We start from the raw sequence: 14,248 nt of genomic DNA, 5'->3' as shown, positions 1-14,248 counted from the left end.
TCAAAAATAGCTGACTTAATACAGGGTATATAAGGTGGTCTGAATAACACCTTTATGATCTTCAGACGGAATGGTCAGTAGATTTTTTTCTTCCTTGACTTTAAAATGAAATGGTGGTGCTAATAAATTGACCCCGCTTTGCTTTTTGAGTCGTGTTCCCTGACCGGAAATGATCTCTTTATTCGGCACAAATTCACCCTGAGGCAAATGTTCGGTGAGAATGAGGTATTTATAATGACTTAGTTTGGTTAGAATATTGTGTATCTCATCATTTGAGAGATGCTGCAGCACCTGTCTTAAAATGACTACCTCAGCGGCCGGTAAATCATCGACCGCAATATCCAGACAGTAAAACTCTAAGTGTTCATCCGTAAAGGTTCTGGAATTATAGTCGATAAGCTCCTCAACAATATCCACACCGATATATCTATCGGCATACTGTACCAGATGTTTTCCAATATTAAAATCGCCACAGCCCAGGTCACAAACGACAGGGACAGATTTAAAACTCTGCAAATAAAAAGATAAAACCTCAATGTAAGGATTTACGAATCCAGGATGATGAGAACCGATGCCTGAATAAAAATCAGAGTGGTTGTCTCCCCAGAGCTTCATGGTATAAATTTGCTCCATAGCCTTCCTGGTGGGCCAGGCCTTTTTAATTTTCTGCTTCACATTAAATTTGTTTTTTTATAAATATTCTGTCAGCTTAAGCAAGTGAGTTGATTTTGCATTAGCACAAACCTAAGAAAATATGCATTTACAAAATATTCCGAAAAGTGAGCTGCTATAGATAAGAAGTTGATTTTTTTTAAGAACAATGGTTTTGATAGTTCCAACTTTATGCTAAGGTTGTAGTAATTCTTCCAGCCTTTTTAAGTTTGCTTTTGTTGCGGATATATGGAGTGTTTACTCATTTTATCAGAAAAGACTTAAGGCAGGATGAGACTATTTATATCAGAATTATTCTGCAATGCATGCTGTAAATGGTTTTTTGGCATTTTAAATTGTTTCACTACAAACGCAACATTTTCTTCTGTTTTTGTTTTTGGATGCAAGAGCTTGCGAGAGAATACACCAGCTCAGTGCAGGGGTATGTCGATTAATGCTGTTTCTTATCTTATCACTGAAACAGGTTTTGAATATTCTTCTGGTTATTCAGCATCCTAGAAATGTTGGTCTCAGTTATAAAAAAATTAAACGCCTGGAGTGTCAATGGTTACATCCTCAACGCTTCTTCTTAGGCGAAGAATTTAGGAACAGGACGTCGTCAATAAAATCGACTATTCCTCATGCTTTTGAGGTTTATTATCCCACCATACGTAGTAAACAAAGCCAAGTAAAAAGATTAAAGCCCCCCACTTTAAGCGTTCCAAATTTTCTCCTAAAACAGCTATAAAAACAGTGAGTGGTAAGATTCCAAACAGAGTTGCCCCTATAAATCGCCAGTAGCCCATTTTTAGCATACCACCAACAAAACTAATGGCATCGTTGGAAAGAAACGGGTTGAGCCGTGTGATGATGACTGCCCAGAATCCATAGTTGTTTAAAAAGAGTTTTATCTTAGTTTCGGTCTTCTCCCCTAATAGCTTCATGATGATGGTTTGGCCTAAATAACGTCCGACGAAGTACCCCACCGATGAAGCCGCAAAAATAGCAACCAAACTGATAATACTACCCCAAACCGCACCATAGGCGAGAATTGAAACAACCATAAGGGCTAAACTTGGAATGACTATTAAAAACATCTGCACTACCATGGCCAGAATCAGAACTAAAGGGCCGTACCAGCCAAAATCATCCACCCAATTTTTAATACGTTGCTCATCATTGCTGCTAAGGACTCTCCAGGCTTCGTCTAGAAATTGCTGCAGGCTCGGCACAAAAAAATAACCAGCCACCATGCCGCCTAATAGTGTCAGTGTAAATACAAGAGGAAGATGACTCTTGTTATTCTTGTTTTGAGCTGAATTGTTCATCGATTCATATTTACCAACATCAGCTTAGTCCTGACTGCCAAAGATTGATTGCTTAGGTTGCTATTTATTTTCAACTGCAAAACTAAGTGCTGTCTTTAAATAAAAACAAATTTTAAAGGAATTATAAGCACTGCTGCAGGCAATAGCAAACATGAAGAAGGTGATTCGAAAAAATTTAAAGCACTTATTCCTTTCAAATACACTTAAAACAATGAAATTAAATTGGATTTGAGACTAAATTGATTCAAGTCTAAATTATATGCTTTTACGTATAAAATTTTTATTTTCTTTCGTATTATATCTAATTACATATAATTTAATATATTTGATCATAATTATATTTAAAAACGTATAATGAATCAATTAGCGGATTTTGTAAAAGAGCGTAGAAAGCAAGTTAATCTTACACAGGAAGAATTTGCCGATCGTGCAGGAGTTGCATTGACGGTCGTTCGTAAAATTGAACAGGGTAAAACCAATCTAAACATGGAAAAAGTCAATCTGGTTCTCAGAATGTTCGGACATGAATTAGCACCAGTTAACAGTAAAGCAATGCATAAATGAGACAAGGAAAGGTATTTTATAAAACCCATTTGGCTGGAATCATCACAGAAACCAATGATGGTGACTATGTGTTTCAATATGAGGATGATTATGTAACAAATCATCCTCATAAATTTATCAGCTTCACCATGCCTGTTCAACATGAAGCCTACACCGAAAAACGACTTTTTCCTTTTTTTGAAGGCTTAATTCCAGAAGGCTGGTTACTGGATATTGCTTCTGAAAATTGGAAAATCAATAAAAATGACAGAATGGGATTGTTATTGGCTTGCTGTCAAAACTGCATCGGTGCCGTGAGTGTAGAACCTATTACAGAAGAAGATGAAAAATAAATGTTTGTATTGTTATAAAGCTATTGAAAAAGGACATGACTTTCATCAAGATTGCTCTCTTCTGTTTTTTGATTCCAAAACACCACCTGAAATAGAGTATACTCTTAACCAAATGGATGAGCTTGCCAAACGTGTTTTAGAACGAAGCATTGCTGTCCCAGGCGTTCAACCAAAACTATCTTTGTCATTAGTTGATAAGGCTAAAAAGAATTCCAATACACGCTTAACCGTTATAGATGCATTGGGAGGTCAATACATCTTTAAGCCACCTTCTGAGCAATTTCCTGAAATGCCGGAAAACGAGCATGTCACCATGCGTATAGCTGAAGCATTTGGAATCAGGGTTGTTCCTTCATCACTTATTCGATTATCTTCAGGAGAATTATCTTACATAACAAAACGGGTTGACCGAACAGAAGATGGAAGAAAAATACATATGCTGGACATGTTTCAAATCACAGAAGCATTTGATAAGTATAAAGGGTCTATGGAAAAAATCGGAAATGCGCTGGACAAGTATTCCAGTAACACTTTGCTAGATAAAACCTTTTATTTTGATTTAGCTCTTTTATCGTTTGTTACTGGTAACAATGATATGCACCTTAAAAACTTTTCCATGATAGAAAGTCAAACGGGCTGGACATTATCACCAGCTTATGATCTTTTGAATGCTTCTATAGTACTACCAGACGACACCGAGGAACTTGCTTTGTCTTTATCAGGGAAGAAAAAGAAATTTAAGCGAGAACATTTTGAAAAATTGGCTAAAGGCATGGAATTGACTCCTAAGCAAATCAAAGGGAGCTTCAATCGAATTAAAAAAAATAAGCCGAAGGCCATGGAGTGGGTTCATCGATCCTTTCTATCAGATGGTATGAAAACGGCTTATATAAATTTACTTAAAAGCAGATATCAATCTTTAGAATTAGAAGATTAAATCAAATTATTTTCAAGGGTTAATGAATTAAACCTTCGAATAACACCTCAACGGTTTTCTTATTTAAGTTATATATTTAAAAACCTGTAAGACAGGCTTTTAATAATTAAAGCAACAGCATTGAAATGAAGTGCAACGGCTAATGCAACGGTTCTAACAACGGCTTTTCAGCTGCTATGTCATTAGGCGATGCATCAATTGGTTTGAGCCAGAGATTCATCTAAATAACATGAGCATTTATAAAAATGTTTTATTGAAAATATTGGATCTTGCTTTTAAGCGCAGCATCATATTCAACCATATCCACCAAATGCTCAAAACAATGACCATGGCAAGCGTATCCAGCTCACAATACCACAACAGTGCTTTTCTGATTTCTTCACGCTCTTTATCAGCCATGTTGGTGTATTGGGTAAAAGAATAAGCCGTTAGGGCAGGCTGGACTCCCTTCGTTTCCGTTGTATTTCGATCAGGATAGACTTCTCGCTCAAACCATCGCAAAATAAAAATCCACTAATTTTAAAATTAGTGGATTTTACTAGTAGCGGGGACCTGCCTTCCTGTCCCAGTCGGGCAGGCAGGCAGGCAGGCAGGCAGGTCCGAAACCTCGGAAGAACCAGTGTCCGCCTAAGGCGGATAGGAGCCCGAAGAGCTAGTAATCATCATTATGATTTTGCATCCACTACCTACCTTTGCCGCTTTTTAGAAATTTTTCTCTGGACATTGCTTCAGCTTTTGTTGTATAAAACTCTACCCAAATCACAAACCATGGCCGATATCTTGTCGTAAAACCTTTCTTCCCTAATTCATTATGCGATTGAAATCTTGAGATTAAATTCTGTGTAAGGCCAACATAATGTTTTGCCGAAGACAAAGATTTTAAAACATAGACAGCATATTCCATATTCTAATTTAAACAAAAAAAGCCTCACATGGCTGTGAAGCTTTTTCTTAGTAGTCCGCCTCAGGCGGAGACTCGAACCAGTGTCCGCCTAAGGCGGATAGGAGCCCGAAGAGCTAGTAATCATCAATATGATTCTGCATCCACTCCCTACCTTTGCCGCTTTTTAGAAATTTTTCTCTGGACACCGCTTCAGCTTTTGTTTTATAAAACTCTATCCAAATCACAAACCAGGGTCGATATCTTATGGTAAAGCCTTTCTTCCCTAGTGAATTGTGAGATTTAAATCTTGAGATTGAATTCTGGGTCAAACCCATATAATGTTTATCTGAAGATAGAGATTTCAAAACATAAACAACATAGTCTTCTGTAACCGATTTAAAACAAAAAAAGCCTCACATTGCTGTGAAGCTTTTTCTTAGTAGTCCGCCTCGAGCGGAGACTCGAACCAGTGTCCGCCTTAGGCGGATATGAGCCCGAAGAGCTAGTAATCATAGATATGCTTTTGCATCCACTCCCGTCCTTTACCACTTTTTAAAAATTTTTCTCTGGACACCGCTTCAGCTTTTGTTTTATAAAACTCTATCCAAATCACAAACCAGGGTCGATATCTTGTGGTAAAGCCTTTCTTCCCTAGTGAATTGTGAGATTTAAATCTTGAGATTGAATTCTGGGTCAAACCCATATAATGTTTATCTGAAGATAGAGATTTCAAAACATAAACAACATAGTCTTCTGTAACCGATTTAAAACAAAAAAAGCCTCACATTGCTGTGAAGCTTTTACTAGTAGTCCGCCTCGGGCGGAGACTCGAACCAGTGTCCGCCTTAGGCGGATAGGAGCCCGAAGAGCTAGTGATCATCAATATGCTTTTGCATCCACTCCCGTCCTTTACCACTTTTTAAAAATTTTTCTCTGGACACCGCTTCAGCTTTTGTTTTATAAAACTCTATCCAAATCACAAACCAGGGTCGATATCTTGTCGTGAAACCTTTCTTCCCTAATTCATTATGCGATTGAAATCTTGAGATTGAATTCTGTGTAAGGCCAACATAATGTCTGTCGGAAGACAAAGATTTTAAAATATAGACGGCAAATTCCATATCCTAATTTAAACTAAAAAAGCCTCACATTGCTGTGAAGCTTTTACTAGTAGTCCGCCTCGGGCGGAGACTCGAACCAGTGTCCGCCTAAGGCGGATAGGAGCCCAAAGAGCTAGTAATCATCAATATGATTTTGCATCCACTCCCGTCCTTTACCACTTTTTAAAAATTTTTCTCTGGACATTGCTTCAGCTTTTGTTGTATAAAACTCTACCCAAATCACAAAACATGGCCGATATCTTGTCGTGAAACCTTTCTTCCCTAGTGAATTGTGAGATTTAAATCTTGAGATTGAATTCTGTGTAAGGCCAACATAATGTCTGTCGGAAGACAAAGATTTTAAAATATAGACGGCAAATTCCATATCCTAATTTAAACTAAAAAAGCCTCACATTGCTGTGAAGCTTTTACTAGTAGTCCGCCTCGGGCGGAGACTCGAACCAGTGTCCGCCTAAGGCGGATAGGAGCCCAAAGAGCTAGTAATCATCAATATGATTTTGCATCCACTCCCTACCTTTGCCGCTTTTTAGAAATTTTTCTCTGGACATTGCTTCAGCTTTTGTTGTATAAAACTCTACCCAAATCACAAAACATGGCCGATATCTTGTCGTGAAACCTTTCTTCCCTAATTCATTATGCGATTGAAATCTTGAGATTGAATTCTGTGTAAGGCCAACATAATGTCTGTCGGAAGACAAAGATTTTAAAATATAGACGGCAAATTCCATATCCTAATTTAAACTAAAAAAGCCTCACATTGCTGTGAAGCTTTAAATTAGTAGCGGGGACTGGACTCGAACCAGTGTCCGCCTTAGGCGGATATGAGCCCGAAGAGCTAGTAATCATAGATATGCTTTTGCATCCACTCCCGTCCTTTACCACTTTTTAAAAATTTTTCTCTGGACACCGCTTCAGCTTTTGTTTTATAAAACTCTATCCAAATCACAAACCAGGGTCGATATCTTGTGGTAAAGCCTTTCTTCCCTAGTGAATTGTGAGATTTAAATCTTGAGATTAAATTCTGTGTAAAGCCAACATAATGTCTGTCGGAAGACAAAGATTTTAAAATATAGACGGCAAATTCCATATCCTAATTTAAACTAAAAAAGCCTCACATTGCTGTGAAGCTTTTACTAGTAGTCCGCCTCGGGCGGAGACTCGAACCAGTGTCCGCCTAGGGCGGATAGGAGCCCAAAGAGCTAGTAATCATCAATATGATTTTGCATCCACTCCCTACCTTTGCCGCTTTTTAGAAATTTTTCTCTGGACATTGCTTCAGCTTTTGTTGTATAAAACTCTACCCAAATCACAAACCAGGGTCGATATCTTGTGGTAAAGCCTTTCTTCCCTAGTGAATTGTGAGATTTAAATCTTGAGATTAAATTCTGTGTAAGGCCAACATAATGTCTGTCATAAGACAAAGATTTTAAAATATAGACGGCAAATTCCATATCCTAATTTAAACTAAAAAAGCCTCACATTGCTGTGAAGCTTTTACTTAGTAGCGGGGACTGGACTCGAACCAGTGACCTTCGGGTTATGAGTTTCATCAAAATTGCTATATTTTAATGAAATTACCCTATATTACAGCACTAAAAGTAAAATCGTTTACGCGATCGTTTACCTTGTTATTATTAATTTTAGACTAATATAAGGCATTTATCTCTTCTTGATGAATCCTAAAACCTTAAAATTATAAGCGATATAAAATCGGATATATCATTTCTTTTTATAAGATAATCTGAAATCAAATTATTACCACTATTTAATATTAGTGGCAAATATTTGAAATAATAAATACCCGATTTTATATATGATATCAATACGCCTTTAAAAACAGACTAAAATAAAATGAATTAAACCGAGGTTAACACCTCAACGGTATGACCACTACCTCTCCTCTCTCAAATGCCTGCAACCTCAACTATTATTGATTTAAGTAATAATTTCAACACAGAATCCAAGAGTTAAAGCAAAGATTTTACCACAGCTACCCCCTACCCAACTATTAAAATTCCATTTAGGCTCACTTCTTCAATTTGCCCATTAGGTACATTCTATAATAATGGTGTTTTCTTAATCTATTTTTAGTTCACAAATAATAAAATAAACCCTAACTCCTGTAAGTCAACTAAATATAATTTGATTTATAATAATTTTTTATTATGTTTAACAAAACATGATGTTAAAACATCTTTAATCATTCTTTGTTTTTTGAAACCTATTTTATGGACAGGCTTGTTTAAAATCTTATAATCATGTATGAAATCATTGAAAGAATGCCAGTGTGAATCATACACTAATCTGTCCAAATTAACTATGAAATCACGGGTCCGGGAACAATCCCTTGAAGACCTAAAATGTATGAGTAGCAAAAAAAAGATATTGATTCATTAAAACTATAATCCTTCCTTATGAAAAATTTTCATTCTCCTGTTCTTTTTCTTTTAGCCCTTACCCTTTTCGGCTCCTGCAAGCAGAATAACAAAAACACGAATATGGCAGAATCTAATGAAAAGCAAGATTCTGTTTATGTCGTCGATCTCAAAGCCGTAGATTATGCCTTCGCTATGCCTTCAGAATTTCCTTCCGGGTGGATTACCTTTCGGATGGAAAATATGGGTGAGCAAAATCACGTGGCAATGATTTATGAATCTACATCAGATTTAAGTATCGAAGAAATCCGAAGCAAAATGGATTCCGCGGATTATGATTTTCCAAGAACCCTTGTTGGAGGTCCTGGTTTTCATAGCCCAAATCAAAAAAGCGACATAACAATACATCTTGAGCCTGGGAATTATGTTATGACTTGTTTTCTTAAAACTGAAAGTGGTAAAAGTCATTTCGATCTTGGTATGAAAAGAGCTTTTAGAGTTACAGAAAATCTTTCCGGAGCTACAAAACCAAATGCAGATACGCAGATCACACTTAAAAAGTATGATAACAGCAGATCCAAAAGTTTTGCAGAAGGCCAGCAGACGGTCGAAATAATCCATGAGGACTTCCCTCTGGATTTTCATCTTCTTGAGGTAAAAGATTCTACTACTATAGAAAAAGCCCTACGATATATGGACGTTATACAAGATCCTTCTCCTGTAGAATGGCTTACCGGTGTGAAGCAGGCAGATGCGGGCCGCAGCACTTTTATAACCTATAGTTTCTCCCCCGGAGAATATGCATGGATCTCTCACGAATTTGGTTTGTGGGGGGTAATGGACAGATTTACCATAGAAGAAGGAGCAACAGAAAACAGGATAATAAAAAATCAGGAAGAAAAAAATGTAAACAAGGTTGAGATACAAGTTGTAAAAAATGACATTCTGGTCAATGGTGATATTAAAGCGGGTATAAATACTTTTCATTTTTTAAATAACGCGAAGGATGAGCACGATATATATATAGTGCGGATAAAGGAAGGAGAAAACAAGGAAAGCTTTTTAAAATGGCTAAATCTTCCCCGAGAAAAGAAAACTTATGGTTCCTGGCCGTGGCGTGCGTATCCGATTAAATTAAAAGGGGAAGAAAATACAGCCACTGTTGAAGTTAATCCCGGAACGTATCTGATATCGTGCAATGCAAAGTCTGAAAATGGTAAAAGACATCACGATCAGGGTGAAATAACTGAATTTGTCGTGAAATAAAACACCGTCTTTAAAAAAAAATCACTAACTAAATATTTTAACTATGAAGACAATTAATCCACTTTTTTCAATTCTGTTGCTGATATTCTTTATCAGCTGCAACAATTCTGATAATACTAATCCGGAATACACCGTCTATCAGGGCGCCACCTTATTCGATGGAACCGGTAAAAAAATAGACAGCAGCATCATCATTATTAATAAAGGAAGAATAGAAGCAGTCGGGGATGAAAACACGGCTATACCTGACAATGCTGAAATCATTGATATTACAGGAAAATATATCACTCCGGGCTTAATTGATGCCCATGTGCATTTAAGTGCCACCGGGCTATTTGATACAAGACCGGGGCAGGCGAAAGAAAAATACCTGGATTCTCTCAATTACTATTTATCTGCCAAAGCCTGGACCAAGAATAATGTAGAAAAATATTACGAGGCCTACCTGAGGTCAGGTGTTACCGGAGTGTATGATACAGGGGGGGCGCCCTGGACAATCTCCTTGCAGGAAACAGCAGAGAATGACCTCAATGCTCCTCATGTGGCTGCCTCCGGTACATTAATAACCCCTGCATCAGAAGAATTTGTGAATAGTATTAATCCTCCTGTAGAAAAAGAAATGATCCGTCTGACATCTGATTCCTTGGGACGAAAGGTAGTACAGTATAACACCTATCTGGGATCAACAGGGATTAAAATATGGGGACTGGCATTGGAAGACGAGGAATTCATGAGCAGGATGGAAGCTGTGGCCGATGAAGTTGAAAAGTTGGGCAACAAGCTAATTATTCACACGCATGTTTTGGATGACGCCAAGGCCGCCTTACAATTAGGGGCTAAACTATTAGTGCACGGAGTGTCTCACAAGGTAGTGGATGAAGAATTTATCAACTTATTCAAAAAGAATAATGCACTTTATACGCCGAATATTGGCTGGAAGAAAGCTTCGATATATTCTATGGAGGCTTTAATAGGAGAAGCCGGGGATATAGAGGATCCTAATCAGGTACTTGATGAACGAACCCGAAGATTTATTCAATCTCCCGGAGAATATATTAGTAGCCTCGACACAACAGGTGTTCAGGAAGGTATAAAAGGCTTACGTAGCGAAGAATTTAAAAAGGGACATGACAGTATTCCTATGTTAAACCTTAAGAAACTTTGGGAAGCAGGAGTCACCATAGTCGTAGGCACTGATGCCGGCAATCCCGGCATGTTACATGGAATCTCCTATTACGATGAACTCGAAAAAATGCAGGAAGCCGGAATCCCGGCATCAGACTTAATTGTCATGGCCACCCGCAATGGAGCCATGGCCATGGAAAGGCTGAATGATATCGGCACCCTGGAAAAAGGCAAAATGGCTGATCTTATTATCCTTGAAAAAGATCCTTCGGAAGATATCTCGAACATCCGCTCCATTACCCACGTCATGCGCGGCGGACTTTTAAGGCCAGTGAATGAGAAGTTTGAGAAATAAATTAAAAAATTTCACCAAATACAAACTCATGAAAACCATCAACTCACTTTTCCTACCCCTTTTGCTGATGATCTTCATTGGTTGTAACAATTCTAAAAATTACAATCCTGAATCCGGTCTACAAAGGGGCAAGGGTTCTAAAGAAATACATTATAAAAATATTAAATATGAATAATTTATTTAAGTACTTATTTGCTGCATTTTTGGCTTTCAGCTTAAATTTTCCTGAAAAAGCTTTTGCACAGTCTGGAAAGGAGAAGGTCGAAATATCTGACCGCAGGGAATTTTTAAAAGAAGAAACTCGTCTTCTTCCTGATGTTAGAAGGGTTCCAATGCCGCCCCATAATCCTTTTGCGCCTAAAGATTCTATAGCCATATTAGGAGGGCGGGTATTTGATGGAACCGGTAGCCCTGCTAAAATGAAAGACATTCTGATCTATAGTAATAAAATAGAAGCAGTTGTCGATCCAGGAACATTAGTATTACCTGCCAATATTACTGTCTTAGATCTCAATGGAGAAACGGTGATGCCCGGCTTGATAGATCTTCACACTCATCTTACTTATGTTGAATCAGGTAATCTCGCAATTGCCTTGGATGAAGCTGATGCTACTTTGAGAGCTGTCGAAAGAATGCGGTATTATATTGAAAGCGGTATAACTTCAGTACGGGATGTGGGATCTATGGGTACTATCCCTTTCCGGCTTAAGGATTGGGTTTTCAGAGGAAGATTAATTGGGCCTAGAGTTTTTCCGGCCGGTACTTTAATAACGGCACCGGGTGGCCATGGTGCAGAAGATTGGAGTCCTCTTAATTCTGGTGCTGGAACGATAACGGAGGCTTCCGGACCTGTAGAGTGGAGAAAGGCTGTAAGGGAAAATTTTAGAAAAGGGGCAGATATCATAAAAGTAGCAAGTCATTTTAGCAAAGATGAGATTGTTGCAGCTGTAGAAGAAGCCCATGCTTTAGGCTTACAGGTAACCTGTGATTGTGAGACTTTTTACATCGAATGGGCCGTGGATGCCGGAGTGGATATTATAGAACATCCTCTTCCCAGGACAGATAAGGTTATAAAAAAAATGGCAGAGAACAATGTGGCCTCTGTACCTACTTTGATCCCTTACGATTACATCTTTGATCAGCGTGGGGGATATTGGTTATCTACCTCCAGAAGATTTTCCTTTTCAAAGGAAGATAATTTGAAGATGCTGAAAAGACTGAAAAAAGCCGGAGTGAAAATAGGAGTAGGGACCGATCTCGTGGTAGGCTGGTTTAGGTTTTTACCAGATGCTTATATAAGTGAACTGAAGAATTACATAAAAGCAGGATTTACAAAAGAAGAGGTTCTAATTGCTGCAACTAAAACATCTGCGGAGATACTGGATATGGATCACATGTTGGGCACGCTTGAAAAAGGGAAATTAGCGGATCTCATAATTATTAATGGAAAGCCTGATGAAAATCTTGAAGATCTTAAGAAGATAAAGATGGTCATTCGCGACGGAGAAGTTGTCATCCGGGATGGAAGGATATTCATTCCAAGACATACTGCTCTGCCTGAACCTTCTTCAAAAAAATAACAACAGCAACCATCTGCTTTTAATAGCTTGATAAATATATCATCAACTAAAACCAAATTTTAATGAAAACCTTCAGTTTACTTTTTTTACCGTTGTTGCTGATAATTTTTATCAGCTGCAACAATGCTGAAAATACCAATCCTGAATACATCGTCTACAAAGGCGCTACCCTGTTTGACGGAAACGGTAAAAAGATTGAAAATAGCGTCATTGTAATTAAAGAAGGAACTATAGAAGCAGCCGGCGATGAAAACACTGCTATACCTGATAATGCTGAAATTATCGATGTTGAAGGGAAATTCATCACTCCGGGATTAATTGATGCCCATGTGCATTTAAGTGCTACCGGGTTATTTGATACCAGGCCTGGAATGATTAAAGAGAAACTAGTAGACTCCTTAAATTATCTGGCCGCGAAAGCCTGGACAAAAAACAATATTGAAAAATATTATGAAGCTTACCTAAGAACCGGGGTTACGGCAGTTTATGATAATGGAGGTTCCCCCTGGACCATAACTTTACAGGAAAGTGCAGAAACGAATCTTAACGCTCCTCACGTAGCTGCTGCAGGCCCGTTAATAACTCCGGCCCCGGAAAGATTTGTCAAAAGTATTAATCCACCTGTAGAAAAAGAAATGGTCCGGCTGACATCAGACTCTTTGGGCCAAAAAGTAGTGCAATACAATACTTATCTGGGATCAACCGGTATAAAAATATGGCGAATGTCGCTGGATGACTCGGAATTTATGGCTAACCTAAAAGCTGTGGCAGAAGAGGTTCAGAATGTTGGTAATAAAATGATCGTGCATGTGAGCACTCTGGAGGAGGCTAAAGCTGCATTGGAGCTAGGTGCGAAGCTGCTGGTACATGGAGTAAATGATAAGATTGTGGATTCAGAATTTGTAGAGTTAATTAAAAATAAAAATGCTTTATATACACCCACTACGGGTAGTTCTGATCTATGGAGGCTTGCTATGATGGCCTTACTTGGTGAAAAGGTGGAAATCAATGATTTAAATAAAGTGGTAGATGAAAGAACGCTAAGATTCTTAAACAACCCAGAGGAATATATTAGCGACTTTGACACTTTGACCGTTCAGGAATACATTGATTTTAGCCTTAGTAAAGAGTACCGGAAGTCTGATAGCCTCGAATTAGCAAACCTGAAAAAACTTTGGGACGCCGGAGTCACAATCACAGTAGGTACTGACGCTGGTATTCCGGGTTCAATGCATGGTATATCCTATTATAACGAGTTGGAAGAAATGCAAAAAGCCGGAATCCCACCGGCTGAATTGATCATCATGGCCACTCGCAATGGCGCGATGGCTATGGAAAGACTGGATGATATAGGCACCCTGGAAAAAGGCAAAATGGCTGATCTCATTATCCTTGAAAAAGATCCTTCGGAAGATATCTCGAACATCCGCTCCATTACCCACGTCATGCGCGGCGGACTTTTACGGCCAGTAAATGAGAAGTTTAATTAAAAAAGACAATACCTAAACCTAGTTTATTATGAAAAAAATAGTATTCACTTTATTAATCTTTTTGATTGTTTTTGGCAGTATTGTAGCCCAAAATTCTAAACCAGTTGCAACAAACCCTCGTATGTTTGATTTCATATAAATATAGATTTATAAATTTAAAGAATCAATTATAAAGGGTCTCAATAAGAGTATGGTTCTTCCCTTGATAACAATTACGTATATCGCCCTTGAGATAATCACC

16 protein-coding genes and 2 pseudogenes are annotated in these 14,248 nt (G+C 38.1%); 7 read left to right on the top strand and 11 right to left on the bottom strand.

Going from position 1 to position 14,248, the window contains the following annotated elements; genetic code table 11:
• Positions 1 to 15: 15 nt before the first annotated feature.
• On the bottom strand, positions 16 to 633 hold the full coding sequence (locus tag LB450_RS12040; RefSeq protein ID WP_224489385.1) for a class I SAM-dependent methyltransferase: 618 nt from the start codon (positions 631 to 633) through the stop codon (positions 16 to 18).
• 650 nt (positions 634 to 1,283) lie between these two features.
• A complete protein-coding gene (locus LB450_RS12035; protein ID WP_224489152.1) occupies positions 1,284 to 1,979 on the bottom strand; it encodes a TVP38/TMEM64 family protein in 696 nt (231 codons plus the stop codon).
• Positions 1,980 to 2,333: 354 nt separating this feature from the next.
• On the opposite strand from LB450_RS12035, the gene LB450_RS12030 reads away from it, so the two are divergent.
• The 3 genes from LB450_RS12030 to LB450_RS12020 are packed head-to-tail and all read left to right on the top strand — an operon-like array spanning position 2,334 to position 3,812.
• The gene (locus tag LB450_RS12030) at positions 2,334 to 2,543 is read left to right on the top strand and encodes a type II toxin-antitoxin system Y4mF family antitoxin (RefSeq protein ID WP_224489150.1); all 210 of its coding nucleotides are present in this window, start codon (positions 2,334 to 2,336) and stop codon (positions 2,541 to 2,543) included.
• Complete coding sequence (locus LB450_RS12025) at positions 2,540 to 2,875, top strand: HipA N-terminal domain-containing protein (RefSeq protein WP_224489147.1); 336 nt, start codon at positions 2,540 to 2,542, stop codon at positions 2,873 to 2,875. Before LB450_RS12030 ends, LB450_RS12025 begins: the two co-directional genes overlap by 4 nt.
• Before the next feature lie 4 nt (positions 2,876 to 2,879).
• Entirely contained in the window at positions 2,880 to 3,812 is a 933-nt protein-coding gene (locus LB450_RS12020) for a HipA domain-containing protein (protein ID WP_322962788.1), read from the top strand.
• Positions 3,813 to 4,049: 237 nt separating this feature from the next.
• On the opposite strand, the gene LB450_RS12015 is transcribed toward LB450_RS12020, so the two are convergent.
• The 9 genes and pseudogenes from LB450_RS12015 to LB450_RS11975 all read right to left on the bottom strand — a co-directional run bounded on the left by LB450_RS12015 (position 4,050) and on the right by LB450_RS11975 (position 7,267).
• Positions 4,050 to 4,211, bottom strand: coding sequence for a hypothetical protein (locus tag LB450_RS12015; RefSeq protein WP_224489145.1), 162 nt, complete (start codon positions 4,209 to 4,211; stop codon positions 4,050 to 4,052).
• 283 nt (positions 4,212 to 4,494) lie between these two features.
• Positions 4,495 to 4,716 (bottom strand): GIY-YIG nuclease family protein, encoded by a 222-nt coding sequence (locus tag LB450_RS12010; RefSeq protein WP_224489144.1) that lies wholly within the window; start codon positions 4,714 to 4,716, stop codon positions 4,495 to 4,497.
• Between the two features lie 113 nt (positions 4,717 to 4,829).
• Positions 4,830 to 5,063: pseudogene (locus LB450_RS12005) on the bottom strand (GIY-YIG nuclease family protein); the annotation flags it as partial.
• A 134-nt stretch (positions 5,064 to 5,197) separates the two neighbouring features.
• A pseudogene (locus tag LB450_RS12000) lies at positions 5,198 to 5,431 on the bottom strand (GIY-YIG nuclease family protein); the annotation flags it as partial.
• A 133-nt stretch (positions 5,432 to 5,564) separates the two neighbouring features.
• Complete coding sequence (locus LB450_RS11995; protein ID WP_224489133.1) at positions 5,565 to 5,816, bottom strand: GIY-YIG nuclease family protein; 252 nt, start codon at positions 5,814 to 5,816, stop codon at positions 5,565 to 5,567.
• Between the two features lie 112 nt (positions 5,817 to 5,928).
• Positions 5,929 to 6,180 carry a GIY-YIG nuclease family protein gene (locus LB450_RS11990; protein ID WP_224489131.1) on the bottom strand — a complete coding sequence of 84 codons (252 nt, stop codon included), beginning with the start codon at positions 6,178 to 6,180 and terminating at the stop codon, positions 5,929 to 5,931.
• Between the two features lie 112 nt (positions 6,181 to 6,292).
• Positions 6,293 to 6,544 (bottom strand): GIY-YIG nuclease family protein, encoded by a 252-nt coding sequence (locus LB450_RS11985; RefSeq protein WP_224489122.1) that lies wholly within the window; start codon positions 6,542 to 6,544, stop codon positions 6,293 to 6,295.
• A gap of 107 nt (positions 6,545 to 6,651) precedes the next feature.
• A complete protein-coding gene (locus LB450_RS11980) occupies positions 6,652 to 6,903 on the bottom strand; it encodes a GIY-YIG nuclease family protein (RefSeq protein WP_224489113.1) in 252 nt (83 codons plus the stop codon).
• Positions 6,904 to 7,015: 112 nt separating this feature from the next.
• Positions 7,016 to 7,267, bottom strand: a complete 252-nt coding sequence (locus tag LB450_RS11975; protein WP_224489104.1) for a GIY-YIG nuclease family protein — start codon at positions 7,265 to 7,267, stop codon at positions 7,016 to 7,018.
• 963 nt (positions 7,268 to 8,230) lie between these two features.
• Here LB450_RS11975 and LB450_RS11970 point away from each other — a divergent pair.
• The 4 genes from LB450_RS11970 to LB450_RS11955 all read left to right on the top strand — a co-directional run bounded on the left by LB450_RS11970 (position 8,231) and on the right by LB450_RS11955 (position 14,007).
• Positions 8,231 to 9,457: a hypothetical protein gene (locus LB450_RS11970; protein WP_224489103.1), complete on the top strand. Its 1,227-nt coding sequence runs from the start codon at positions 8,231 to 8,233 to the stop codon at positions 9,455 to 9,457.
• A 76-nt stretch (positions 9,458 to 9,533) separates the two neighbouring features.
• Positions 9,534 to 10,937 carry an amidohydrolase family protein gene (locus tag LB450_RS11965; protein WP_224489100.1) on the top strand — a complete coding sequence of 468 codons (1,404 nt, stop codon included), beginning with the start codon at positions 9,534 to 9,536 and terminating at the stop codon, positions 10,935 to 10,937.
• A gap of 77 nt (positions 10,938 to 11,014) precedes the next feature.
• The gene (locus LB450_RS11960) at positions 11,015 to 12,517 is read left to right on the top strand and encodes an amidohydrolase family protein (RefSeq protein ID WP_224489098.1); all 1,503 of its coding nucleotides are present in this window, start codon (positions 11,015 to 11,017) and stop codon (positions 12,515 to 12,517) included.
• Between the two features lie 62 nt (positions 12,518 to 12,579).
• Positions 12,580 to 14,007: an amidohydrolase family protein gene (locus tag LB450_RS11955; protein ID WP_224489096.1), complete on the top strand. Its 1,428-nt coding sequence runs from the start codon at positions 12,580 to 12,582 to the stop codon at positions 14,005 to 14,007.
• Positions 14,008 to 14,248 lie beyond the last annotated feature (241 nt).

Origin of the sequence: Psychroflexus curvus (assembly GCF_020164585.1) — a bacterium.
GTDB lineage: Bacteria > Bacteroidota > Bacteroidia > Flavobacteriales > Flavobacteriaceae > Psychroflexus > Psychroflexus curvus.
Note: the sequence above shows the minus strand (reverse complement) of the source record. Positions and strands in the feature narration are given on the sequence as shown.